A 25,221-nucleotide genomic window follows, 5' to 3' on the forward strand; every position below is an offset into this window, starting at 1 on the left:
GCTGGTCAGCGCGTCGCCTGCCGGTCCGAAGCGGTCCGACTCCGCTCAACCGCGGGCGAGCCCGGCGTAGGGGGACTCCGGTCACGGAATGAGCCCAAGACCCGCCGGTCGCGCGTCGGGCGATGAGTTCTCGCCGGTCCGGGAGTCAATACGGGTGCAGGCAGTCTCCGCACCGAAAGGCAGCGTCATGAGCAAGCTGATCGTCACCGCGTTCGTCACCCTGGACGGCGTCATGCAGGCACCCGGCGGCCCGAACGAGGACGTCGATGCAGGCTTCGAGCACGGCGGCTGGCAGGTCCCGTACGTCGATGACGACTTCATGGAACTCATTCAGGGCGTCTTCGAGCGGACGGACCATCTTCTGCTCGGCCGGAAGACCTATGACATCTTCGCCGCCCACTGGCCCCGCGTCACCGACCAGAACGACCCGATCGCCGTAAAGCTCAATGCCATGCCCAAGTACGTTGCCTCGCGCACCCGGAACAGCCTGGAGTGGCACAACTCCCATCTCCTGAAGGGCGAGGCCGCAGAGTCCGTCGCACAGCTCAAGGAGCAACTCGACGGCGTGATCATGACACAGGGCAGCAGCGACCTCATCCGCACCCTGCAGCAGCACGACCTCGTCGACGAGTACCGGCTGCTCGTCAACCCCCTCATCCTCGGCACCGGCAAGCGCCTCTTCAGCGAGGGCGCCGCCCCCTCCGCCTGGAGGCTCACGGAGTCCCGCCCCACCAGCGTGGGTGTGCAGTACTGCACCTACGAACGTGCCGGGAAGCCCGAGTACGGATCCTTCATGCTCGACGAGCAGGAGTGAGGACACTCGACACATACCTCGTCACGGCCGACGACGCGTGACCGGCGGGTCTTGGGCATCGCCCCCGCGTGCCCTGCGGCTCGCCGAAGAGACGTCCGTGCCAGAAGCGGTCGGCGAAGAGGGCGTCGTCGCCCTCACCGGCGTCGGTCTGTGTCGGTGTCGGCATCGGTGTCTGTGTCGGTGTCGGCATCGGTGTCGGTGTCGGGGTCGGTCATCGTCCCGTGCTCAGGTCGGCCGGGAGCTGGGCTGCGCCGGAATATTCGCGTGCGCGTGTACGGCACCCGCGGCTAGCTTTCCACCATGGCAATAGTCAGCAATTTCCTCTGACGGGGGTTCCTCGGCAGACGCCGCGCGCCGTTGGCCCAGCGGCCCGGCGCCGGTTGCGTCTGCGTCTGCGCCGAGTGGGGTCGGCTGAAGCAGACGATCTACACGCGCTGCCACGAAGTCGAGCGAACAATCAACCGCCCTGAGAACTTCCGGGCCGTAGCCACGCGATACGACAGACGCACCTACGTCTTCCACGGCACCGTCACCGTCGCCGCGATCAGGCTATGGCTCCGCTCGTGACGCGCCGAACTACTGGCCAAACTCGTAGTCGAACCAGATCCGGTGACTGCCATCCGCGTCGACCACGACGCCGCCGGTTCCAGTGATCCCAGCCAACGCACCCGTTCCACTGGCCGGCACGATGACGAAGAACTCGCCCTCCCTCCCTTCGCCCAGGGTCGTCGCGGAGTGCGCAAAATTGAAGGCGCCCGTCTGCCCATGGAGCGTCCCTTCGAAGGACTCCATCGCGACATACGTCCCTGTCCCGGTGGACTGGTCGAACGCGGCCGTGAACAAGGTGGCGGAGCGGCCGACGACCTCGCCTTCGTACTGCTTCTCCATCGTGGCGACACCGACGGGCAGTGCCGTCTCGATCACGGGGCTCGGCACCGGTGCCGGGGTGAACTCGGCAACTTTGAACGTTCCTGAAGCTCGCATCCCCGGATCGTATTCCGCACCACTGACATCGCCACCAAGCAGTCCGCCAATGCCGCAACTGCGTGAACCGTATGCACGCCACGCGGCATGCCCAGGGCGGTGGATCGCGAACTTCGAGGAGTTCACCGAGCTGCTGTCCAGCTGGGTGCAGCGGGGTCCGCGGACGATGAGCGGCCCCGGTCGCCACAGGCCGTCCTCGGAAGGGAAGACGCCGGTGTCCACGTGCTCGGCGTCGCTCGGCCTCAGGACCCGACCACAGCAGAGCCTTCAGGAAGTCGTCCAGCGCCGTACGCAGTGTGGTCCCGGTGGCGCCCCGGACGTCCTCCCACGCCTGGACGGCCCAAAAGTGCGGCTTGTACGAGCCGAGGGTGCCGCCGAACTCGTACCGGCCCAGCCAGGACCTGTCCGTGCTCGGCCGGCCACACCCAACCCGCGTCGGAAGGCGACGGCAGACGTCTCGGCTCCAGGTGCAGCCCGCAGCGCATGGGCGGGCGCGCAGTGTCGGCCGAACGGGCGGAAGATGACGCGACGACCATCGTCCGACCTCGTCTGTGGGAAAGGCGATGGCATGAGCCACTCGCACCACTCCGCCGCCGCGCACACCGGAACCTCGGCCTCCTCGCCACCGTGACCTGGCAGGTCCTGCCAAGCAGGTCATGCTGAGCGTCGAACTCGCCGCGATCGCGCTGGGCGCCCACTCGCGCAAGGCCCGGCGAGGCTCTGCCGGTTGTGCATCCGCCGACCGGACCACGCACGCGGCATCGATCCCGCCGAGGCCGCCGAGGCCGCCGAGGCCGCCGAGGCCGCCGAGGCCGCTGAATGGACCGGCCTGGGCCAGCTGACGGTCTCCTCGCACTCCCGCATCGAACGGCAGGTAATCGCAGGTGAGAGCTTTTGTTCTCCGGAAGGTCGGCGAGGTCGGCGTCATCGAGAAGCCGGTTCCCGAACCCGGTCCCAATGACGTGGTCGTGCGTACCACCGCGGCCTTGGTGTGCACCACCGATGTGCACGTTATGAGGGGCGTGATTCCGGTTGCTCCGGATGTGACGCTGGGGCATGAGGCGGTCGGTGTCGTCCATGCGCTCGGCTCGGCCGTCGAGGGACTGGTCGAAGGGCAGCGCGTCGCCGCTGCCGGGATCACGCCGTGCTTCCAGTGCGATTCCTGCCAGCGCGGATTCTCCTCGCAATGCCATGGGCAGATGCTGGGCGGCGCCCGGTTCACCAACCAGCGTGACGGGACTCTGGCCCAGTACTTTCTCGTCAACAACGCCGAGGCCAATCTCGCACCGATTCCTGAAGAGCTCTCCGACCACCAGGCGCTGTACGCCACCGACATGCTCTCCACCGGGTTCGTCGCGGCCGAACACGCGGAACTCGAACTGGGCGAGACCGTCGCGATCTTCGCGCAGGGCGCGGTGGGGCTGTCGGCGACGATCGGGTGCCGGCTGCTCGGCGCCGGCCTCATCATTGCCGTCGAGTCGGTTCCCGCCCGTCAGGAACTCGCCCGCCGCTTCGGCGCCGATCTGATCGTCGACCACACCCAGTGCGATCCGGTCGAGCGGATCCTGGAGCTGACGGGCGGTCAGGGGGTCGACGCGGCCATCGAGGCGCTCGGCGCTCCCCAGACCTGGGAGGCGGCCTTCCGGGTCACGAAGCCGGGAGGGCGCATCTCCAACGTCGGATACCACGGGGAGGTGCGAGAGCCGCTGAAGATCCCCTTGGAGCCGTTCGGATACGGTATGTCGGACAAGCAGGTGTACGGCGGGTTCAACCGCGGAGGGCGCGGGTGGCTTCGGCGGATCTTCCGGTTGATGGAGACGGGGAAGGTCGACCCCACGCCGATGACCACGCACGAATTCAGCTTTGACGAGATCGAACAGGCCTTCCGGATGATGGCATCGAAAGAGGGGGGCATCATCAAGCCTCTGATTCACTTCGATGCGGACAGTGTGTAGGTTCCTGCCCCTGGCCCTCTCTCTGTCCCTGGCCCTGTCCCTGTCCCTGGCCTGGCCCTGATCCGGGGCAGTTCGTCGATGGCGGCCACGGCGCGTGTATCGGAATCCGGCCGCGGTGTTCGGGATCGGACTCCGGCTATCGGTCGGGCGCCGATATCGCTGCCCCCGAGTTGAGGCTGCAGACAGGAGTGATGGATCCGCCCCGCGGAACTCCTGGCCTGGTTATTACCGCAATTGGGGTGATTGCGGGTGGGGCGGTCGGCCAGACTGGGTCTGTGACGCATGAGGAAGAGCAGCCGTTGACCGGGCGGAAGGTCACGGCGACGCCTGGCGACGTGACGCCGCATACATCGAGCTGCGTGAAGAACTATGGGCGAGTGCCCTGCTTGCCAGTTGATGGACCGAAGCGGCCGAAGCGGCCGAAGTGAACAAACCGTCATGCCTGGGCCGCGGTCGTCACGGAGTCGCGTGTCGTAGGTGCAGATGGCTGTCAAGAGCGTACAACGGCGGTGCCGCAGGCAGGGTCCGTGCGAAATCGAAGCGGCTCTTCTGTGCGACGCGGCACGATGCGACGTTGTCCACCTGGTGCAGGAGTTCCAGGACTTCCAGCCCCTCGGCGCGGAAGGTCTCGAAGGCCCAGGTGGTGAGAGCCTCCAGAGCGCGCGAGGCGATGCCTCGGCCGCGTGCGTGTGCCACTGTCCAGTAGCCGGCTTCGGCAGACGGTTTGCCGGGAGCGACGTCCTTGAGCACGACGTTGCCCACCAACTGTGGGGCGGCAGTATCGGAATGGGCTTCCAGGACGGCGAAGCCGAGCTGGTCTCCCACTGCCCAGCCTCGCTGCTGGGCCTGTATCCACTCCACTCCTCCGGCCTCGTCTTCCGGACGCGACCTGGTCCAGCGCCCGAGAGTGGGATCGCGGTACGCCTCGACGACTGCGTCGACGTCCTCCAGGCACCAGGGGCGAAGAACGAGCGCGGGCGCGGTCGGCGTTGCGGCCGCGTGGAGCATCACGGAGGTGTTCACCGAACGCCCCTTTGCGGCAGCGTGATCACTGTGCTGGTCATGTAGCAGACTCCCGCCCTCTCATCGCGTCGCCGACACCGCTTTCTGCGGGTGCACAGAGCCTGAACGGGCCGGTCGAGCACCGGTTTCAGACTACTTGGCGCACTCCGGGAAGTGATCAGAGCGCCGCGAGGAACGGCTTCAGGAGCTTCAGGAGCTTCAGGCGCCTTTGGAGCTTCAAGTCAGGCGCTTTTTAGAGCTTCAAGAGCGCGAGCAGGGCGTCGGGGATGAGTTCAGCGCCTGGCGCGGCTCGGGCCTCCGGCGCCGCGCCCATCGCCCCTGACGGTCACCCCTTGCTCAGGCGCACCGTGTCTCCTCCCTTGTCGCCCGCGAGGACATCGATCCGGACTCCGGTGTCCGGGTCGGTGAAGGTCTGGCCGGGCGCATGGGCGGCCATGTCCAGCTGGGTGCAGCCGGTGGGCGGGGTGGTGGCCGGGTGGGCGTTGATGATCCTGACCGGGCCCTCACCGGTCGGGGTGGCGGAATCGACCTTGTAGAGGAGGACGCCGGCGGAGCAGGCATGCTGATCGTGGCCCTCGGCGCGGCGGGATTCGGCGACATACGCCGTGGTCTCGCCGGTACGCAGGACGGCGATCTTGGTCCCGCCGGGGCGCTCCACCGGGGACAGCCGTACGGTACGGCGCCCGGCCCCCGGGAGGCAGGCGACCTGGTGGTCGCGGGTCCAGCCGAGCTTCCATGAGTGCCAGCCGAGGTACTGCGGGGCGGCTCCCGCGATGTTGCCCATGACGTCCCAGCCTCCGGCGTACCGGTGGGTGGAGCCGGTGAAGGAATACAGGTCGGGGAGGCCGAAGGTGTGGCCGGTCTCGTGGGCGGCGACCTTGTGTCCCCAGCGCCACATGTCCTGCCCGAAGGTGACGGCCCACTTGATGCGGCGGCCGTCGGCGGTGACGCCGGGTGTGGCCGGGTCGTAGAGGTAGGTCGGGGAGAAGGTGATCGCGGCCGCCGCCTTCGTGGGGACGACGTAGACCATGTCGTACCGGGAAAGGTCCGCGTGGGGGTCGGCGGCGGTGATCGCATCGCGCAGGTACTTCTCGTGGGCCTCGAAGGTGAGGCCCCGCTCGAACCCGTACGAGGTGGAGTCCGCGGGCATCCTGATCCAGCGGTGCAACGAGCTGAGGGCGAGCCGGGAGCGGCCGTAGCTGGCTCGGCGCATCCAGTCGGCGGCCGGGGCGAGGTGGGTGGCGTACGCGTCCGTGGAGTCGGTGGCCCGGGCGTCGGGGAAGTCCACGAACAGGGTCAGGACGCGGTGGGTGCCGCCGGGGCGCTGGAAGCGGGTTCCGTCGGTGTCATGGCCTTCGTCGGTCCAGCCCGTCTTGCCGGGCAGCGAGCAATCAGCGGCGGGGGCGGGTGAGTTGGGCTGGGCAGCGGCGGTCGAGGTGGCCGGGGTGGCGAGACAGGTGAGGAGGGCGAAGGCCGCGGCGAGGGGCCGCAGGCGGGTCGGCAGGGCGGACATGGCTCTCCCATCGGAGGCAGTGGGGGGGAGGGAGCGGCGGGCGGGAGGTGTTACGCGCGGCCTGCGGCCAGGTCCATCAGGCGGGACAGGACCCGGCCGCCAGAGGCGGAGACCCCGTCGTGCTCCCACTCGTTGGTGACCCAGGCGCGGGTGGCGCCGACTTCGCGCGCGGTGCGCAGGGAGAGTCCGGCGTCGACGTACATGTCGTCGTGGTAGACGATCGCGGCGAGCGGGACCTGGTTGGCGGCTAGGCGGTGGGGGTCGTACAGCGGCGGCCAGTCGGCGCGTGCCGCCAGCAGGTCGGCGGCGTCCGCGAAAGGCCGCAGGCCGGTGATCTCCCGGAACATCCAGGGGTAGATCATCTCTCCGGTGAGGAGGAGCGGGTCCGCCTCCTCGGTGAATGCGGCGAGGCCGTCGAGTGCCCGGGAGGCTGCCCAGTCGGTCGGGCCGGCGCCCTGCCCGTAGAGCGTCTCCTGCAGCACGGCGTACAGGGGATTGTCGGTGAAGCCGGTCAGGTTCCGCACCTGATGGAGGAAGGTGTCGGTCAACTCGCCGTCGGTGTCCAGGGATTCATCGAGCAGCCAGTGGAGCCGCTCGAAGCCGTCGCCCATGCCGAGGGCGAGGCCGAGGGTGCGCAGCCGGCGGGTGGTGAGCCGGTCCCCGTCGGGCAGTCGGACCTCAGTGGCCGCGAGGAGATCGGCAATCCTGCGGAGACGGGCGGCGTCGTCCGGGTAGCGGGCGTAGAAGTCGAGGACGCGGTCCCGCACCCGGGGGTAGGTACGGGCGTAGACGTCGTCGGCGGTGGCGGTGAGACCGGGCAGACCACCGGTCACGTAGCAGGCCCGCAGGCCCTCGGGGGCCCGGGAGAGATAGGTGAGGGTGAGGAAGCCGCCGTAGCTCTGGCCGAGCGTCTCCCAGGGTTCGTCCTCGCAGAGTTGCCGGCGGATCAGTTCGGCGTCGGCAACTATCGAGTCGGCGCGGAAGTGGCCCAGATATGCGGCGAGTTGGGCGGGGGAAGCGAAGCGCGCGGCGGCTCGGGCGGTGACCGGGGTGGAACGGCCGGTGCCGCGCTGGTCGAGCAGGAGCACCCGGTGGGTCGTGAGCGCCTGGTCCAGCCAGCCGGGTGAACCGGCTGACGGGCGGGGGGATTTGCCGCCCGGACCACCTTGCAGATACAGCAGCCAGGGCAGCCGCTCGCCCGCGCGGGCCGGGTCGACGACCTCGCGGGCGAAGACCTGTATGTCCTCCCCCTCGGGGGCGGAGTGGTCCAGGGGGACGGTGAAGACGTGATCGACGGTCGTGTAGGCGGGGTTCATGGGTCCCTTTCACAGTCCGAGGGCAGCATGACGTGTGACATTGCATGGAGGGGGAGGGTGCGGCCGGTCGTCGGTGGGGAGCCCCCCTCTCTGTGTCACGTCGGGGAGCCCCCCTCTCTGTGTCACGTCGGGGAGCCCCCCTCTCTGTGTCACGTCGGGGAGCCCCCTCTCCACGTCATGTCAGAGATGGGGTGCCCACCTCAGTGCGGCCGTGCCTCGGCCGCACCTCGGCCGCACCTCGGCCGCGCCTCTACCTGCCGGATTTTGCCGCGGTCCCGCCCCTGGCCCAGAGCGAGCGGACATGACCCAGGTGCTTGGCCATGCACTTCTCGGCGCCCTTCGCATTGCCCGCCAGCATCAGGTCGAGGAGTTCGAGGTGTTCCTCGGCCGACGGGATCAGCTCGCCCCGCTCGTCCAGGCCGGTGAGCCCGTACAGGCGCGAGCGCTTGCGCAGCTCACCGACGGTCTCGACGAGGCGGTCGTTGCCGCTGAGACCGAGCAGTTCGAGGTGGAACTGCCGGTCGGCCTCCAGGTAGCCGATGAGGTCGTGGTCGCGCGCGGCGCGCACGATCTCCTCGGCGACCGGCCGCAGCGCCTCCAGCTCCTCACGGGCGGCGGAGCGGGTGATCCGGCCGACCATGGGGATCTCGATGAGCGCACGGATCTCGGTGTACTGGTCGAGGTCGTGCTCATTGACCTCGGTGACCCGGAAGCCCTTGTTGCGGACGGGCTCGACCAGGCCCTCGCGAGCCAGGTCGAGCATCGCCTCGCGCACGGGCGTGGCAGAGATCCCGAAGTCCTCGGCCAGGACCGGCGCCGAGTACACCTCCCCCGGCCGCAGTTCCCCGGAGATCAGGGCGGCGCGCAGGGCGTGGGCGACCTGGTCGCGCAGCCGCTCCCTGGTGGCGTTGAGATCGCGGTGCTTCAGGTGCCCCATAACGGTGGTGATCCCTTCATGCCGGAGCGGATCACCAGCATACAATTTCACATTGTTCCCGCAGGTGACAGGGTGTATGTACGGCTGGAGGTGTAGAACTCCAGGGCGGCGCGGCCCTGTTCCCGCGGTCCGTGGCCGGATTCCTTGGCGCCGCCGAACGGCAGATGGAAGTCGACTCCGGTGGAGGGGGCGTTGACCCTGATCATTCCGGTGTCGAGCCGGTCGAGCCCGTGCAGGACCGCGTCCAGGCCGCCCGAGTGGACCGAGGTGACCAGGCCGTACGGGACCGAGTTGGTGATCCGGACCGCGTGGGCCAGGTCGTCTGCGGGCAACAGCGCCGCGACCGGCCCGAAGACCTCCTCGCGCAGCAGTGGGTGGTCCGGTGGCGCCTTCTCGACCAGGGTCGGGGCCGCATACCAGCCGGGAAGGCCGGGCACGGTGCCGCCCGCGAGGACCGAGAGCCCGTCCCAGGCACTGCTGACCCGATCACGTGCGGGCTCGTTGATGAGGGGCCCGCACACGGTGGAGGCGTCGGCCGGGTCACCGACGGCCACTGCGCGCAGGGCTTCCGGGAGCGCCTCCCGCAGGGGGTCGAGGGCCGCGCCGACCGCGATCACGCGGCTGGTGGCGGTGCACTTCTGACCCGCGTATCCGGCGATCGCGGCGGCGATGTGGAGCGCGGCCTGTTCGATGTCCGCGTCCGGGAGGACCAGGGCCGCGTTCAGGCCCCCCATCTCGGCCTGGACGGGGATGCCCCGGGCCGTGGCGGTATGCACGACCGCCCGGCCGACGGCCGTCGATCCGGTGAAGGAGACGACATCGGCGGCGGAGACGAGGGCGTTGCCCTCGGTCGCTCCGCCGGGCAGCACGGTGAACACCCCGGCCGGCAGGGTCTGCTCGACGAGGGAGGCGAGGCGCCGGGCGCAGGCCGTCGCCTCGGGGGCGGGTTTGAGGACCACCGTGTTGCCCGCGGCGAGCGCCGGGGCGGCCTTCCAGCTCGGAATGGCGAACGGGAAGTTCCACGGGGTGACGAGACCGGCGACACCGTACGGACGGCGGCGGGTCAGCAGCAGCCCCGGGCCGGCGGCGGTTTCGTGCACGGCGCCGAGGGGTTCGTAGGGGGCCTGGGCGTAGTAGCGCCAGATCGCGACGGTCCTGGCGACCTCGGCGCGCGCTTCGGTGAGCGGCTTGCCCACCTCGCGTACGGCGAGCGCGGTCAGTTCGTCCGCGGCGGCTTCGAGGGCGGCGGCGACCGCGCCCAGCACGGCCGAACGGGCGGCGGCACCGCCGGTCGACCAGCCGGGCTGGGCCGCACGGGCCCGCTCGACGGCAGCCACCGCGGCGAAGGCTCCGGGCGCCGGAGACGACACCAGCACATCGGAAGGGTCGGCCGGGTTGCGGGAGGTGACGGAGGAGACGGCGGTGGTCACAGGAGGAAGCCTCCGGGGAAGGGGTCGTCCGGGTCGAGGAAGTACTGGGCGGTGCCGGTGATCCAGGCCCGGCCGGTGACGGTCGGTACCACGGCGGGCAGCCCGCCGACCTCCGTCTCGGCGACGAGCCGGCCGGTGAAGCGGGTGCCGATGAAGGACTCGTTGACGAAGTCGCGTTCCAGGGGCAGTTCACCGCGGGCGTGCAGCTGTGCCATCCGTGCCGAGGTGCCGGTGCCGCAGGGCGAGCGGTCGAACCAGCCCGGGTGGATCGCCATCGCATGCCGCGAGTGGCGGGCGTCCGAGCCGGGAGCGGCGAGATAGACATGCTTGACCCCGGCGATCTCCGGTTGCTCGGGGTGGACGGGGCGGTCCGGCGACGCGTTGATCGCCGCCATGACGGCCAGTCCGGCAGCCAGCAGGTCGTCCTTGCGGGCCCGGTCGAACGGCAGCCCCAGCGCGTCGAGTTCGACGAAGGCGTAGAAGTTGCCGCCGAAGGCGAGGTCGTAGGTGACCCTCCCGTACCCCGGGACCTCCACCGTGCGGTCCAGAGCGGCGCAGAAGGCGGGCACATTGGTGAGGGTGACCGACTTCGCCACCCCGTCCGCCACGTGTACGTCGACGGCGACCAGACCGGCCGGGGTGTCGAGCCGCACCGGGGTGACCGGCTCGGTCACCGGCACCATGCCGGACTCGACGAGGACGGTGGCGACCCCGATGGTGCCGTGCCCGCACATCGGCAGCAGGCCGGAGACCTCGATGTACAGGACGCCGAAGTCGGCGTCGGGGCGGGTGGGCGGCTGGAGGATGGCGCCGCTCATGGCGGAGTGCCCGCGCGGCTCGTACATCAGGAGGGTCCTGAGATGGTCGAGGTGCTCGATGAAGTGGAGCCTGCGCTCGGCCATGGTGGCGCCGGGGATCACACCGACGCCCCCCGTGATCACGCGCGTGGGCATGCCCTCGGTGTGTGAGTCGACGGCATGGAAGACATGACGCGTACGCACCATGAGTCCTTTCGAAGCGGCACGGATACGGTCAGTGGTGTCCGGCGGCCCGGGCCTTCTCGGTGGCGGCCCGGACCTCGGCCTCGATCTCGCCCGTGAGCGGGGAGCGCGGCGGGCGGGCGGGGCCACCGCGGCGGCCGACGAGGTCCATGGACAGCTTGATGCACTGGACGAACTCCGTCTTCGAATCCCAGCGCAGCAGCGCGTGCAGGGACTTGTAGAGCGGCAGGGCGGTGTCCAGGTCACCGGCGACGGCGGCGTGGTACAGCTCGGCGCAGGTGGCGGGGAAGGCGTTGGGGTAACCGGCGATCCATCCGACCGCACCGGCCACGGCGAGTTCGAGCAGGACGTCGTCCGCGCCGATCAACAGGTCCAGTTCCGGGGCGAGTTCGGCGATCTCGTAGGCGCGCCGGACATCGCCGGAGAATTCCTTGACCGCGACGATGCTGCCGTCCTGGTGCAGCCGGGCCAGCAGTCCGGGTGTCAGATCCACCTTGGTGTCGAGGGGGTTGTTGTACGCGACGACCGGCACCCCCACTTCGGCGACCTCGGTGTAGTGGGCGCGGACGGCCCGTTCGTCGGCGCGGTAGGCGTTCGGGGGCAGCAGGAGGACCGAGCCGCAGCCCGCTTCGGCCGCCTGCTCCGCCCAGCGCCGGGCCTCGGCGCTGCCGTAGGCGGCGACGCCGGGCATGACCCGCGCACCGTCGCCCGCCGCTTCGACCGCGGTCCGCACCACACGGGCCCGCTCCTCGTCGGTGAGGGTCTGGTACTCGCCGAGCGAGCCGTTCGGTACGACGCCGTCGCAGCCCTGCTCGATCAGCCACCGGACGTGCCGGGCGTAGGCGTCGTGGTCGACGGAGAGATCGTCGCGCAGGGGCAGCGCCGTGGCCACCATGATCCCGCGCCAGGGGCGGATGCTGTTCCAGGTGAGGGCGGTCATACCAGTGAACCCTTCTATGGTGTGTGACATTTTATTGGGCCGTCCGCGGCAGCCACAAGGGGCGGCCCGCGGGTCAGTCGTCGACGGGCGGGGCGGCGTCCGGCCGGCGCCCGGTGGATTCGTCGGGCGAGGCGAGTGCCGAGAGCGGCACGGGCACCGCGAACGGGCGGCGTTCGGCGGGTGGTTCCACGACTCCTCCGCCTGCCGCGAGGCACGCTGCGGCCGTCCCGCACATCCGCCCCTGACACCAGCCCATACCGGCCCTGGTGAGGAGTTTGACGGTGTGTGCGTCACGGGCGCCGAGGTCGGTGACGGCCTCGCGGATGCTTCCGGCGGTCACTTCCTCGCAGCGGCAGACATCCGTGTCGTCGGTCAGCCAGCCCGTCCAGCCCGCCGCCGGTGCGTGACTGACGGCCATCGCCTCGGCGAAGGCACGCATCCGGTCCCGTCGGCGCCGCAGCTCCCGCACACGCCCTTCGTGGACGGGGTGCCCGTGGAGTCTCACGGCTGCCGCCAGCCCTGCCAGCTCCCCTTCCGCGCGGGCGAGTTGGGCGCCCCCCACTCCCCCGGTCTCCCCGGCCGCCCACAGACCGCGTACCGAGGTTTCCTGAAGGCCGTCCAGGGCCAGGGCGGAGGCCCCGTCCGCGGTGGCGCGGGTGGCACAGCCGAGTGCGGTGGCCAGTTCGATCTGCGGGACGAGGCCGTGCCCCACCGCGAGCGCGTCGCACGCGATCCGCCGGCCCGTCCCCCGTACGGGCCGCCAGTCGCGATCGAGCCGGGCGACGGTGACGGCCGTGACCCGGTCGGTGCCGTGCACCTCGGTGACCGCGCTGCGGGTGCGCAGCCGTACCCGGTGTCGCAGCAGAGCGGCACCGTGCACCGCCGCCTCGGCGAGTTTTCGCGGGTTGGCCGCGAGCGCACGGGGATGGCGCAGGTATCCCTGATAGCCGGATGCCTCGATCACGGCGGGGACCTGCGCTCCGGCGGCGGCCAGCGAGGAGGCGACCGCGAGCAGCAGGGGGCCGCTGCCCGCCACGACGATGCGCCGGCCGGGCAGCACCAGGCCGGACTTGAGCATGGCCTGCGCTCCTCCGGCGCCCACCACCCCCGGCAAGGTCCAGCCGGGGAAGGGGAGTTGACGTTCATACGCGCCGGTCGCCAGCAGAACGGTACGGGCCCGCACCCGCACCGCCCGCTCGTCGGCACCGTCGGCCCCGGTGGCGGCGTGCACCGTCCACAGGTCACCGTCCTCCTTCGTGACGGCCCAGACGTGGTGCCCGGACAGCTGACGGACGTCGCTCCGCTCCAGCCGGTGGCGCAGTGCGGCGAAGGCCGGCCAGTCATGGTGCAGCGCCTCGGGCCGGGCCGCGCCGAGGGCCGGCGCCGGGTGCCGGTAGAACTGCCCGCCGGTCTGCGGCGAGGCGTCCAGCAGGGCCACGGACAGGCCGTGTCCGGCGGCCGTGACAGCGCCGGCCAGACCGGCGCAGCCCGCTCCGATCACCGCGAGGTCGTACAGGTCAGACGCCGATGCGGGCATGGCCGTGTCCCTCCTGGGTGGTGATCACGTCGCCGGGGCGGGCGGGCACCAGACAGGCTCTGCGGTTGGGCTCCCCGTTGATGGTGGCGAGGCAGTCGTAGCACTGTCCGATGCCGCAAAAGGCTCCCCTCGGGCGGCCGGTGGTGCGGGTGGTGCGCCAGGCGAGGATGCCGGCGGACCACAGGGCAGCGGCGACGGACTGGCCGGGCAGCGCGGGGACCGGACGACCGTCCATCGTGATCTCGAACGACGCACCGGGGTGCGCCCCTGCCAGTTCGGCGGGGGTACGGGCCACTGCGGGCCTCCTCTCCTAGTGGACGGGTCAGGCGGTGGCTTCGAAGCGGGCGGGATTGAACGGGCCCGGGTCCAGGGGTAGTTCGCCGCCGGTCAGGGACCGCGCGATGAGCAGCCCGGTGGCCGGGGCGAGACCGATCCCCGCGCCTTCGTGTCCGCAGGCGTGCAGCAGGCCGGGCATCCGCGTATCGGGGCCGATGGCCGGCAGATGGTCGGGGAGGTACGGGCGGAACCCCGCATACGTGCGCATCGCGCGGACCCCGGCCAGGACCGGGAAGAGAGCGGTGGCCTGGGCTGCCAAGCGGCGCAGCACCTCGGTCGACAAGGTGCGGTCGAAGCCGACCCGTTCCCGGCTGGCACCGATCAGGACGGGGCCCGCCGCGGTGCCCTCGACCACCGCCGAGGTCTGCAGCGCCGCCGAACCGCTGGCGACATCGGCCACATAGTCGGCCGCGTACACCTTGCGCCGCACCACCCGCGGCAGCGGTTCCGTGACGAGCACGAAACCGCGGCGCGGCAGCACCGGAAGCGCGACGCCCGCGAGCCGGGCGAACTCGCCGCCCCAGGTACCGGCCGCATTGACCACGTGCGGGGCATGCACCTCACCGGCCGTCGTACGCACCCCCCGCACCGAGCCGTCCGCCGCGGTCAGCAGGCCGGTGACCTCCTCACCGAGCCGCAGGCACACCCGCTCACCCGCCGCGCGCAGCAGATGCGCGGCGGCCAGGGCCGGCATCACCTGCGCATCCTGCGGGTAGTGAAAGCCCCCTGCCAGACCGGGAGTCAGATGCGGCTCCAGCTCCTGCAACCGTTCCCCCGGGACCTCCTCCGCCTGCACACCGGCCTTGCCCTGTCCGGCCGCGAAGTCGCGCAGGGCCTGCATCCCGGTCTCACCGGCGGCGACCACGAGGCCGCCCTTGGGCTCGTACTCGATCTGCGGCGGGAGCAGCTCCGCCAGTTCCCGCCACAACCCGGTGGACAGCAGGGCGAGATCGAGTTCGGGTCCGGGCTCCTTGTCGGAGACCAGGAGGTTGCCCTCACCGGCACCCGTGGTGCCGCCCGCGACGGGGCCGCGGTCGAGCACGGTGACGGAGAGGCCGGCGCGGGCCGCGTAGTAGGCACAGGCCGCGCCGACCACGCCCGCGCCGACGACGATGACATCCGAGGTTCTTCTCGTGGGCACGTCAGTAATATTTCACATTGCACTGACGATGCCAAGAGTGGCGCGTCATACGGCCACAACTCCCCCGGGAGTTGACGGCCGTCGAGGCGTCCCGATTCTCCAGGACTCCTCGGACCCGGGTAAGTAACGGACACGCCAACACCTCTCCGGCGCCTGCCACTTCCCCGAGGCGGCCGGAACACGGTGGTGCCCCGGATCCGGCGCGGGATCCGGGGCACCGTTCCGTCATGTCACCGTCTGCACCGTGGTTCCGGCGGAGGGCGCGAAGCTGACGTCGCCGTTGTAGTTGCCGGTCACGAGGTGGGTTCCCTTCTGCAGCGGGTTGAAGGACACGCTGGCCGTGCCGCCGACGAGAGGCACGGTCTGGGGGGAGCGTCCCGTGATGGCGAGGGTGACTGTTCCGGTAGGCGTACCCGTTCCGGGGGCGACGGGAACCACGGTCGCGGTGACCGTGACCCGGTCACCCGTCGTCGAGGGGTTGGGGGTGGAGACCACGGTGGTGGAGGTCGCGGCCCGGGTGACGGCCTGGGTGTCACTGCCGGTGGAGCCCGTGAAGCTCGCGTCCCCGCCATAGGTGGCCGTGAGGGTGAACGGGCTTCCGGTGGTGGTCGTGTAGGTGTGGGTGACGGTCGCGACACCGCCGGAGAGCGTTGCGGTGGCGGCGCCGGTGCCGTCACCGAAACTGAAGGTGACCGTGCCCGTCGGCGCACCGGACCCGGACGAGACGGTTGCCCGGACGGTCACCGTCCCGCCGGACACCGAGGGGTCGGGAGTGGAGGTCACCGTGGTGGTGGTCGCGCTCTTGGTGAGCGTCTGGGTGTCGTTGCCGGTGGAGGCCGAGAAGTTGGTGTCCCCGTTGTAGGTGGCCGTGACGGGGAAGGGACTTCCGTTCCGGGTGGCATAGGTGTGGGTGACGGTCGCGGTGCCGCCGGAGAGCGTCGTGGTGGCGGTGCTGGTGCCGTCACCGAAACCGAAGGTGACCGTACCCGTGGGAGTACCCGCGCCCGGCGCCACCGCGGAAACCGTCGCCGTCAGCGTCACCGCCTGCCCCGCCACCGACGGATCCGGCGAAGACACCACCGCCACCGTCGTCGCCGCCTTACCGACCGTCTGCGTATCACTCCCACTCGACGGCCTGAAGCTGTCGTCTCCGTTGTAGGTCGCCGTGAGGGGGTACGGGCTGCCGGAGGTCCCGTTGAACGTGTGCGTCACGGTCGCGACACCGCCGGAGAGCGTCGCGGTGCCGGCGCTGGTGCCGTCACCAAAACTGAACATGACCGTCCCGGTAGGAGTACCGGCACCCGGCGCCACCGCGGAAACCGTCGCCGTCAGCGTCACCGCCTGCCCCGCCACCGACGGATCCGGCGAAGACACCACCGCCACCGTCGTCGCCGCCCTGCCGACCGTCTGCGTATCACTCCCGCTCGACGAGGTGAAGCCGGCATCCCCGTTGTAGGTCGCCGTGACGGGGAAGGGGGTGCCGGTCCGGGTGGTGTAGGTGTGGGTGACGGTCGCGATGCCGTCGGAGAGCGTGGTGGTGGAGCTGGTGCCGTCGCCGAAGCTGAAGGTGACCGTGCCGGTGGGGGCGGCGGCACCGGGCGTGACGGAAGCGACGGAGGCCGTGAGGGTGGTGGGCTGGCCGACGACTGTGGGATCGGGCGAGGAAGCCACCGCCGTGGTGGTGCCCGCCTTGTCGACGGTCTGGGTGTCACTCCCGCTCGACGACGTGAAGTTGGCGTCCCCGTCATACGTACCGGTAATGGCGAACGGACTCCCCGACGTACTGCCGTAAGCATGCGTCACCACCGCCAGACCATTACTCACCGGCGCCGTAAGAGTCGGACTCCCATCACCGAAATCAAAGGTGACCGTACCCGACAGCGCACCCGCCCCCGGCGCAACAGAAGCCACCGAAGCCGTAACAGTCGTCGACTGACCCACCACCGTGGGATCCGGCGACGACACCACCGCCGTCGTCGTCGCCGCCCTGCCAACGGTCTGGGTGTCACTCCCGCTCGACGACGTGAAGTTGGCGTCCCCGTCATACGTACCGGTAATGGCGAACGGACTCCCCGACGTACTGCCATAAGCATGCGTCACCACCGCCAGACCATTACTCACCGGCGCCGTAAGAGTCGGACTCCCATCACCGAAATCAAAGGTGACCGTACCCGACAGCGCACCCGCCCCCGGCGCAACAGAAGCCACCGAAGCCGTAACAGTCGTCGACTGACCCACCACCGTGGGATCCGGCGACGACACCACCGCCATCGTCGTCGCCGCCCTGCCAACCGTCTGAGTGTCACTCCCACTCGACGACGTGAAGCTGTCGTCCCCCTCGTACTGCGCGGTCACCGTGTAGGGGCCGCCCGCGCTCGTGTACGTGTGCGTGATCCTGGCGACACCGTCGGAGACCGACGTCAGTGTGGGCGGTGTCCCGTCCCCGAAGTCGAAGGTGACCGCGCCGGCCGGCACCCCGGCTCCCGGCTCGACCGGTGTGACGGTCGCGGTGAAGGTCACCGGCTGGCCGACCACGGACGGGCCCGGCGTGGCGGTCACCGTCGTCAGCGTCGACGCCGGATCGACCGTCTGGCTGTCCGTGCCCGAGGAGGAGCTGAAGTTGGCGTCACCGCTGTAGTTCGCGGTCACGGTGTGGGGGCTGCCCGTCGCGGTGGTGTAGGCGTGCGTGACGCTCGCCACCCCGCCGGAGACCGGTGCCGTGAGGGCCGCCGTTCCGTCGCCGAAGGTGAAGGAAACCGTTCCGGTGGGCACCCCGGCGCCGGGCGGGGTCGGTGTCACGGTCGCGGTGAAGGTCACCGGCCGGCCCGTCACCGAGGGGTCCGGGGAGGAGCTCACGGTCGTCGACGTGGTGGCGGCGCTGGCCGCCACCGTGTGCTCTCCGGTGGCGGTGACGGGAGCGAAGTCGGCATCGCCGCTGTAGGTGGCGGTGACCGTGTAGGGGCTGCCCGCCGTGCTCGTGTAGGCGTGCGTCACGGTCGCCTCGTCGGAGGAGACCGGTGCGGTGACGGGTGCGGTCCCGTCGCCGAAATCGAAGGTGACCGTCCCGGTGGGGGTGCCCGCGCCCGGAGGGACGGCGGTGACCCGGGCGGCGAAGGTGACCTGCTGCCCGGCCACGGACGGATCCGGGGAGGTGAACAGGGTCATGGAGGAGGAGGTCTGACCGACCGTCTGGCTGTCGGTGCCGGTGGAGGAGCTGAAGTCGATGTCCCCGCTGTAGTCGGCCGTGACGGTGTACGGGCTGCCGGACGTACCGGCCCAGGCGTGCGTCACGGTTGCCACGCCCGCGGTGACCGTGGCGGTGACGGAGGGGGTGCCGTCGCCGAAGTCGAAGGTCACCGTACCGGTGGGGGCACCCGCCCCCGGCGCGGCCGCGGAGACCGTCGCGGTGATGTCCACCAGCTGGCCCGTCACCGCGGGATCGGGCGAGGAGGCCACGGCGGTGGTGGTCGCGGCCGGGGTGACGCTCTGGGTGTCGGTTCCCGTGGAGGGCATGAAGTCCGCGTCCCCGCTGTACTCGGCGGTGAGGGCGTACGGGCTGCCGGACGTGCTCGCCCAGGCATGGGACAGGGTGGCGGTGCCGTCCGTCACGGATGCGGTAACGGGCGGGGTGCCGTCACCGAAATCGAAGGTGACCGTACCGGTGGGGGCACCCGCCCCCGGGGCGGCCGCGGCGACCGTCGCGGTGATGTCCACCGCCTGGCCCGTCACCGCGGGATCCGGCGACGAGCTGAGCACCGTCGTCGACATCGCCGGCTGAACGGTGTGGGTTTCGGTTCCCGCGGACGCGGTGAACTGGTCGTCGCCGCTGTAGGCGGCGTGGACCGCGTAGGGGCCGCCCGTGGCGCTCGGGTACGTGTGCACGGCGGTCGCCACCCCACCCGCCGCGGTGACGGTGACCGTCGCGGTGCCGTCACCGAAGTCGAAGGTCACCGTTCCCGTCGGCGCGCCTTCGCCCGGGGCATCGGACGTCACCCTGGCGAGGAACGTCACCGGCTGGCCGGTCACCGAGGGCTCCGGCAGTCCGCTGACGGTGGTGAGGGTCGCGGCCGGGGCCACGGTCTGGGAGTCGGTGCCGGTGGAGGGGCTGAAGTCGGCGTCCCCGGTGTAGGTGGCCGTGACGGTGTACCGGCCGGCGGAGGTGCCTGCCCAGGCGTGGGTGAGGGTGGCGGTGCCGTCCGTCACGGGGGCGGTGACGGGCGGGGTGCCGTCACCGAAGTCGAAGGTGACCGAACCGGTGGGGGTACCGGCCCCCGGCGCGACGACGGAGACGGTCGCGGTGATGTCCACCGGCTGGCCCGTCACCGAGGGCTCGGGCACTCCGCTGACGGAGGTGAAGGTCGCGGCCGGGGCCACGGTCTGGGTGCCGGTGCCGGTGGACGGCGTGAAGCCGGTGTCCCCGCTGTAGTCGGCCGTGACGGTGTACGGGCTGCCGGACGTACCGGCCCAGGTGTGCGTCGTCGTGGCCACCCCTGCCGTGGCCGGCACTGTGAGGGGTGACGTGCCGTCACCGAAGTCGAAGATGACCGTGCCGGTCGGTGTCCCCTCCCCCGGCGCGGCGGCCGAGAGGGTCGCGGTGACGGTCACCGGCCGGCCCGTCACCGCCGGTTCGGGCGAGGTGGTGACCACCGTCGTGGACCCGGCCTGGCCGACGGACTGTGTGGTGGTGTCGCTGGAAGCGGTGAAATCGGTGTCGCCGCTGTAGGTGGCGGTGGCGGTGTACGGGCTGCCGGCGGGACTGGTGTAGGCGTGCAGGGCCGTCGCCACCCCGGCGATGACCGGCAGCGCGGCCGGGTCCGTACCGTCGCCGAAGTCGAAGATGACCGTTCCTGTCGGCGCACCGCTGCCCGGTTCCACCGGGGCGATGGTCGCCGTGAAGGCGACCGGCCGGCCGACGACGGACGGGTCCGGCTCGGAGGTCAGCGTGGTGGCCGTCGCGGCCTGCAGGACCGGCTGGGTGGCCGTGGCCACCGAGTCGGTGAAGTCGTCGCTGCCGCTGTAGGTGGCGGTGATCGTGTACGGGCTGCTGACGCTGCCGGTGTAGGTGTGGGTGAGCGTGACGGCTCCACCGGCCAGGGGGGCCGTGGCGGGAGGGGTGGCATCGCCGAAGTCGACGGTGACCGTACCGGTCGGTGTGCCGGCACCCGGCGGGACCGGTGCGACCGTCGCGGTGACGGTCACCGGCTCCCCCACGACCGAGGGGTTCGGACCGGAGGTCACTTCGGTGGTGGTCGAGGCCGGGTACAGGGTCTGGGAGGCGGTGGCCGTGGCGGGGCTGAAGTCGTCGTCCCCGCTGTAGGTGGCCGTGAGCGTGAACGGGCTGCCGGCCGTGGTGGTGTACGCATGAGTGAGCGTCACCGTGCCGGCCACCGCGGTGGCGGTGACGGTCGGGGTGCCGTCGCCGAAGTCGAAGGTGATCGTCCCGGTCGGGGTACCCGCCGCCGGGGCATCCGCCGTGAGGTTCGCGGTGAGGGTCACCGGCTGGCCGACCGTGGAGGGGTCCGCCGACGAGAAGACGGTGAGGGACGCGGTCGCCGGGTTCACGGTCTGGGTGTCGGTGCCCGTGGAAGGCGTGAAGCTCGCCTCACCGTTGTAGGTGGCGGTGACCGGGTACGGGCTGCCGGAGGTGTGGGGGTAGGCGTGCACGGCGGTCGCCACCCCGTCGGTGAGGGGCGCCGTGAGGGACGGGGTGCCGTCGCCGAAGTCGAAGGTGACCGTGCCGGTCGGTGTACCGGTACCGGCGTCCGCCGAGGTGACGGTCGCGGTGAAGGTGACGTGCTGGCCGGTCACGGACGGGTCCGGTGCGGAGTCCACCGCCGTCGACGTGGCTGCCTGCGAGACCGTCTGGGTGTCGAGGCCGGCCGAACCCGCGAAGTTCCCGTCACCGTTGTAGACCGCGGTGATCGTGGCGGGATCGGCGGCCGCGGTGTAGGTGTGGGTGGCCGTCGCCGTGCCGCCCGTGAGTGGGGCCGTCGCGGCCGGTGTGCCGTCGCCGAAGTCGAAGGTGACCGTCCCGGTCGGGGTGCCCGAGGCCGGCGGAACGGCGACGACGGTCGCGCTGACGGTGACCGGCTGTCCCACGACGGACGGGTCCGGAGCGGAGCTCACCGTCGTGGAGGTGACCGAAACGCTGGTCTCCACGCCTTGGTTGACCGTCCCGGTGGAGGCGGCGAAGTCGGCGTCACCGCTGTAGGTCGCGATGACGGTGTAGGGACTGCCCGCGGTGCTGGTGTAGGTGTGCGTCACCGAGGCCACGCCGTGGGAGACCGGTGCCGTGGCGGGAGTGGTCCCGTCACCGAAGTCGAAGGTCACCGTGCCGGTCGGTGCACCAGCCCCTGGCGGCACCGGAGTTACCCGCGCGATCAGCATCACGCTCTCGCCCACCGCCGAGGGAACCCGCGAGGAGGTCACCGTGGTGGTGGTCGCGGCCGGGGCGACGGCATGGACGATGGTGTCCTCGGACGCGGCGTAGTTGGCGTCACCGAGGTAGACCGCGGTGATCGTGTAGGGGCTGCCGGACACGCTGGTGTAGGGGTGGGTGACCGTCACCGTGCCGCCCACGAGCTCGGCGGTGAGGACCGGGGTGCCGTCACCGAAGTCAAAGGTGACCGGCCCGGTCGGGATGCCCGAGGCGGGTGCGGTGGGGGTCACGGTGACGGTCACCGACTCCCCCGTCACGGACGGGTCGGGGGCGGCGGTGACCGTGGTGGTGGTCGCGGCCTGCTCGACACTGTGCGTTGCGGTGCCGGCGGACTCGGTGAAGTTGTCGTCCCCGCTGTAGGTGACGGTGACCGTGTACGGGCTGCCGGGCGCGCTGGTGTAGGCGTGGGTGAGGCCGGCGGTGCCGTCGGTGAGGGGGACGGTGACGGGTGCGGTGCCGTCGCCGACGTCGAAGGTGACCGTCCCGGTCGGGGTGCCCGCGGCCGGTGTGGGAGCCGCGACGGTCGCGGTGAAGGTAACCGTCTCGCCGGTGACCGAAGGCTCCGGGGAGGAGCTCACCGTCGTCGTGGGCACCGCCTTGGCGACCGACTGAATGTCCGTCCCCGCGGAGGGGTTGAAGTTGTCGTCGCCGCTGTAGGTCGCGGCGACCGTGTACGGGCTCTCCACCACCTCCGGATTGACATGGGTGACCGTGGCCGTGCCGCCCTCGACGGGTGCCGTGACGGGCGGGGTGCCGTCGCCGAACTCGAACGTCACGGTGCCCGTCGGCGCTCCGGCCGCCGGGGCCTCGGGGAGGATCTGCGCGACGAAGGTCGTCTCCTGCCCCACCGTGGAGGGGTCGGGTGCGGAGGCCACGGCCGTGGTGGTGTCGGCCGGCTGAACGGTCTGGGTGTCGGTTCCGAGCGAGGTGGTGAAGTCGTCGTCACCGTTGTAGGTGGCGGTGACCGTGTACGGCAGTTCGGCCGCGTCGCTGTAGGCGTGGGTGAGGTCGGTGGCGCCGTCGGTGAGGGATGCGGTGACGGGTGGTGTGCTGTCGCCGAAGTCGAAGGTGACCGTCCCGGTCGGGGTACCGGCACCGGGCGCGAGCGCGGTGACCGTCGCGCTGAACGTCACCGGCTGACCCACCGTCGAAGGGTCCGGCGCGGAGACCACGGCGATCGCGGTGCCGGCCGGCTGGACGCTCTGGGTGTCGGTACCGAAGGAGGTCGTGAAGTCCGCGTCACCGTCGTACGTGGCGGTGACCGCGTAGGGGCTGTCCGCCGCGGCGGCGTAGACGTGGCCGGTGGCGGCGGTGCCGTCCGTGAGCGGTGCGGTGATGGGCGCCGTACCGTCGCCGAAGTCGAAGGTGACCGTCCCGGTCGGAGTTCCCGCTCCGGGCGCGAGCGCGGTGACCGTCGCACTGAACGTGACCGACTGACCCACCGTCGAAGGATCCGGCGCGGAGACCACCGTCGTTGACGACGCGCTCGGTCCCACCGACCGGGTGCCGGTCCCCGTGGAGGGCTCCAGGTTCCCGTCGCCCTGGTAGGTGACGGTGACGGTGTACGGGCTGCCCGCCGTACCGGCGTAGACATGGCCGGTGGCGGCGGTGCCGTCGGTGAGCGGTGCGTCGACCGGCGGGGTGCCGTCGCCGAAATCGAAGGTGACCGTCCCGGTCGGGGTGGCGGCTCCGGGCGGGACGACGGCGACCGTCGCGGTCGCGGTCACCGGCTGTCCGGCCACGGAGGGGCTGGGCGCAAGGTCCACCGTGGTGGCCGTCGCCGCCTGCTGCACGGTCTGGCTGTCCGTCCCCGTGGAGGCGGTGAAGTTGTCGTCACCGCTGTAGGCGGCGGTGACCGTGTACGGCAGTTCGGCGGCGCTCTCATAGGTGTGGGTCACAGTCGCGGAGCCGCCCGACATCGGCACGGTGGCGGGTGGGGTGTTGTCGCCGAGGTCGAACGTCACGGTGCCCGTCGGTGCACCGGCTCCCGGTGGGGTGGGAGCGACCCGCGCGACGAAGGTGACCGGCTGCCCGGCCAGGGACGGGTCGGGTCCGTGGGTCACCGTGGTGCTGGTCGGCGCTGCTTCGACGGCCTGGGTGTCCGTTCCGGTGGTGGCCGTGAAGTAGAGGTCGCCGCTGTAGTTGACGGTGACGTTGTAGGGGGTGTCCGACGAGTCGGTGTAGGCGTGGTTGACCGTGGCCGTGGCGTCCGTGAGGGGGGCCGTCACCGGCGCTGTTCCGTCGCCGAAGTCGAAGGTGACGGTGCCGGTCGGTGTACCCGTCGTGGGCGGGACCCCCACCAGGGCCGCGGTGAAGGCCACCTCCTGGCCGACGAGGGAGGGGTCCGGTGTGGAGGTGACGGTCATCGCCGCCGGCGCCTTGTACGTGAAGGCGCCGGGAAGCGTGACACTTCCTGCGGGTGTGGTGACGACGATGTCGGCGGGGCCGGGCACGCCCTCGGGCGTCACCGCGACGAGCAGGTTGTCGGAGTACGCGCGGAAGGACCTCACGGGGACGCCGCCGATGGTGACACCGCTGACGCGGGCGAGGCCGCTGCCGGTCAGAACAAGCGTGGTGCCGCCCGCAATCGGCCCGGTGTCCGGGCTGACGCCGGTGACATCTGCCACCGCCGCGTAGGTGTAGAGCACTCTGTTGCTCACCCCGCCGCGGGTGGTGATACGGACGGGGACGGTGCCGGGCCCCGCGGCAGGAGGAACGGTGACACTGACCTGCCGGTCGGAGAGCGCCGTGGGGAAGGCGATGGCGTCGCCGAAATGGACAAGCAGCGCGGTGCGCAGATTGGCGCCGGTGAGGATGACGGTGTTGCCGCCGCCGATCGGACCGGTTGCGGGAGCGATGCCCGCCAGGCTGGGCCAGAAGATGTAGAAGAAGTAGCCGACCCGGGCGGATCCGCCGGGGGTGGTGACCGTGACCGGGACCGCCCCCTGGCCCGAGGGAGTCACCGCCACGATGGTCGTGTCGTCGAGGACGGTGAAACTCGCTGCCGGGCGCGGACCGAAGCTGACGGCGGTGGCGCGGGAGAAGTTGCGCCCGATGATGGTCACCAGGGTTCCGCCGCTGTAGGAGCCCTGGTCGGGGAAGATACCGGAGAACTGGTTGCGCAGTGCCGGCGTGCCGGAACGGGCGGCGGCATCGAACCGTCCCGGCATCGCTGCGAGGGCCGACCGGTTGCGCAGCTCGGCAAGGGCACGCAGCAGAGTGCCGCTGTCGTTCGACGCCGGCACATCGGCGTGGTCGACCACGGTGCACAGGACCGGGCTCTGGGCGTCGCCCCGCGCCACCAGTGGGACGGGCGCGCTCAGGGTGGGGACGATCCGGTGGGACCACGGGTCGAGGACGGCGATGCAGTTCCCGTGGCGGTCGGTGAGGATGACGAGCCCGCTGGGGCGTTCCGGAGTCATCATGACGGTGTCACCGCCCACGCCGCGGCCCCGGTGCTCGGGTCAACAGGGCGTTCTCCGCCGGGCAGTAGCAGGAGGGGGGCGTGCCGGCCCGTCGTGGCCACCCATCGAAAACCGATGGCGCGGACGGGGCACACAGCGCGGGCAGCAGGCATGACGGGCTCCAGACCAACATGCGGGCCCGCCGCACCATGAGGCGCCCGCACACCGCGCGCCGACATGGCCGGTCCTGCACATCCCCACGGAGGAGCGCCCTAACGGCATCGTCATCACACACCGATGCGCCGAACCAGGCAAGAGGCCTTCCACTCCCCCGGAAAGGATGGGCGGCCCACCGGACTCGGACGGCCTCAGTAACCCATCCTGGTGAGGTGAAGGCAACACACCGGGATCGAGCTCACCCGAACGGGCGAGCGGAACCCGGACACCGGCG

14 protein-coding genes and 1 pseudogene are annotated in these 25,221 nt (G+C 71.0%); 3 read left to right on the forward strand and 12 right to left on the reverse strand.

What is annotated here, in order from left to right:
- Nucleotides 1-187 precede the first annotated feature (187 nt).
- Nucleotides 188-814, forward strand: coding sequence for a dihydrofolate reductase family protein (locus SLV14N_RS01595; RefSeq protein ID WP_263267658.1), 627 nt, complete (start codon nt 188-190; stop codon nt 812-814).
- A gap of 426 nt (nt 815-1,240) precedes the next feature.
- Nucleotides 1,241-1,381 (forward strand): annotated as a pseudogene (locus SLV14N_RS01600) (IS5/IS1182 family transposase); the annotation flags it as partial.
- A gap of 9 nt (nt 1,382-1,390) precedes the next feature.
- Here the strand turns inward: SLV14N_RS01600 and SLV14N_RS01605 are convergent.
- Nucleotides 1,391-1,798 carry a DUF3224 domain-containing protein gene (locus tag SLV14N_RS01605; RefSeq protein WP_263273001.1) on the reverse strand — a complete coding sequence of 136 codons (408 nt, stop codon included), beginning with the start codon at nt 1,796-1,798 and terminating at the stop codon, nt 1,391-1,393.
- Nucleotides 1,799-2,682: 884 nt separating this feature from the next.
- Here SLV14N_RS01605 and SLV14N_RS01610 point away from each other — a divergent pair.
- Nucleotides 2,683-3,753 carry an alcohol dehydrogenase catalytic domain-containing protein gene (locus SLV14N_RS01610; protein ID WP_208679378.1) on the forward strand — a complete coding sequence of 357 codons (1,071 nt, stop codon included), beginning with the start codon at nt 2,683-2,685 and terminating at the stop codon, nt 3,751-3,753.
- Nucleotides 3,754-4,209: 456 nt separating this feature from the next.
- On the opposite strand, the gene SLV14N_RS01615 is transcribed toward SLV14N_RS01610, so the two are convergent.
- The 11 genes from SLV14N_RS01615 to SLV14N_RS01665 form a co-directional block, all read right to left on the reverse strand.
- On the reverse strand, nt 4,210-4,776 hold the full coding sequence (locus SLV14N_RS01615; RefSeq protein ID WP_263267659.1) for a GNAT family N-acetyltransferase: 567 nt from the start codon (nt 4,774-4,776) through the stop codon (nt 4,210-4,212).
- A gap of 325 nt (nt 4,777-5,101) precedes the next feature.
- Nucleotides 5,102-6,289, reverse strand: coding sequence for a M6 family metalloprotease domain-containing protein (locus SLV14N_RS01620; protein WP_263267660.1), 1,188 nt, complete (start codon nt 6,287-6,289; stop codon nt 5,102-5,104).
- Between the two features lie 50 nt (nt 6,290-6,339).
- Complete coding sequence (locus tag SLV14N_RS01625; protein WP_263267661.1) at nt 6,340-7,605, reverse strand: alpha/beta hydrolase; 1,266 nt, start codon at nt 7,603-7,605, stop codon at nt 6,340-6,342.
- A gap of 250 nt (nt 7,606-7,855) precedes the next feature.
- Nucleotides 7,856-8,542 carry a GntR family transcriptional regulator gene (locus tag SLV14N_RS01630; RefSeq protein ID WP_263267662.1) on the reverse strand — a complete coding sequence of 229 codons (687 nt, stop codon included), beginning with the start codon at nt 8,540-8,542 and terminating at the stop codon, nt 7,856-7,858.
- Nucleotides 8,543-8,589: 47 nt separating this feature from the next.
- Complete coding sequence (locus tag SLV14N_RS01635) at nt 8,590-9,972, reverse strand: aldehyde dehydrogenase (RefSeq protein ID WP_263267664.1); 1,383 nt, start codon at nt 9,970-9,972, stop codon at nt 8,590-8,592.
- A complete protein-coding gene (locus tag SLV14N_RS01640; protein ID WP_208687631.1) occupies nt 9,969-10,973 on the reverse strand; it encodes a proline racemase family protein in 1,005 nt (334 codons plus the stop codon). The genes SLV14N_RS01635 and SLV14N_RS01640 overlap by 4 nt, the downstream gene beginning before the upstream one ends.
- Nucleotides 10,974-11,004: 31 nt before the next feature.
- The gene (locus SLV14N_RS01645) at nt 11,005-11,913 is read right to left on the reverse strand and encodes a dihydrodipicolinate synthase family protein (protein ID WP_208679382.1); all 909 of its coding nucleotides are present in this window, start codon (nt 11,911-11,913) and stop codon (nt 11,005-11,007) included.
- Nucleotides 11,914-11,986: 73 nt separating this feature from the next.
- A complete protein-coding gene (locus tag SLV14N_RS01650; RefSeq protein ID WP_263267666.1) occupies nt 11,987-13,450 on the reverse strand; it encodes an NAD(P)/FAD-dependent oxidoreductase in 1,464 nt (487 codons plus the stop codon).
- On the reverse strand, nt 13,431-13,745 hold the full coding sequence (locus SLV14N_RS01655) for a (2Fe-2S)-binding protein (RefSeq protein WP_018091458.1): 315 nt from the start codon (nt 13,743-13,745) through the stop codon (nt 13,431-13,433). The genes SLV14N_RS01650 and SLV14N_RS01655 overlap by 20 nt, the downstream gene beginning before the upstream one ends.
- Nucleotides 13,746-13,772: 27 nt before the next feature.
- On the reverse strand, nt 13,773-14,927 hold the full coding sequence (locus tag SLV14N_RS01660; RefSeq protein ID WP_263267667.1) for an FAD-binding oxidoreductase: 1,155 nt from the start codon (nt 14,925-14,927) through the stop codon (nt 13,773-13,775).
- 225 nt (nt 14,928-15,152) lie between these two features.
- Nucleotides 15,153-24,791, reverse strand: a complete 9,639-nt coding sequence (locus SLV14N_RS01665) for an Ig-like domain repeat protein (protein WP_263267668.1) — start codon at nt 24,789-24,791, stop codon at nt 15,153-15,155.
- Nucleotides 24,792-25,221 lie beyond the last annotated feature (430 nt).

The sequence above is a fragment of the Streptomyces sp. Je 1-4 4N24 genome (genome assembly GCF_026239515.1).
Classification (GTDB): Bacteria; Actinomycetota; Actinomycetes; order Streptomycetales; family Streptomycetaceae; genus Streptomyces; species Streptomyces nigrescens.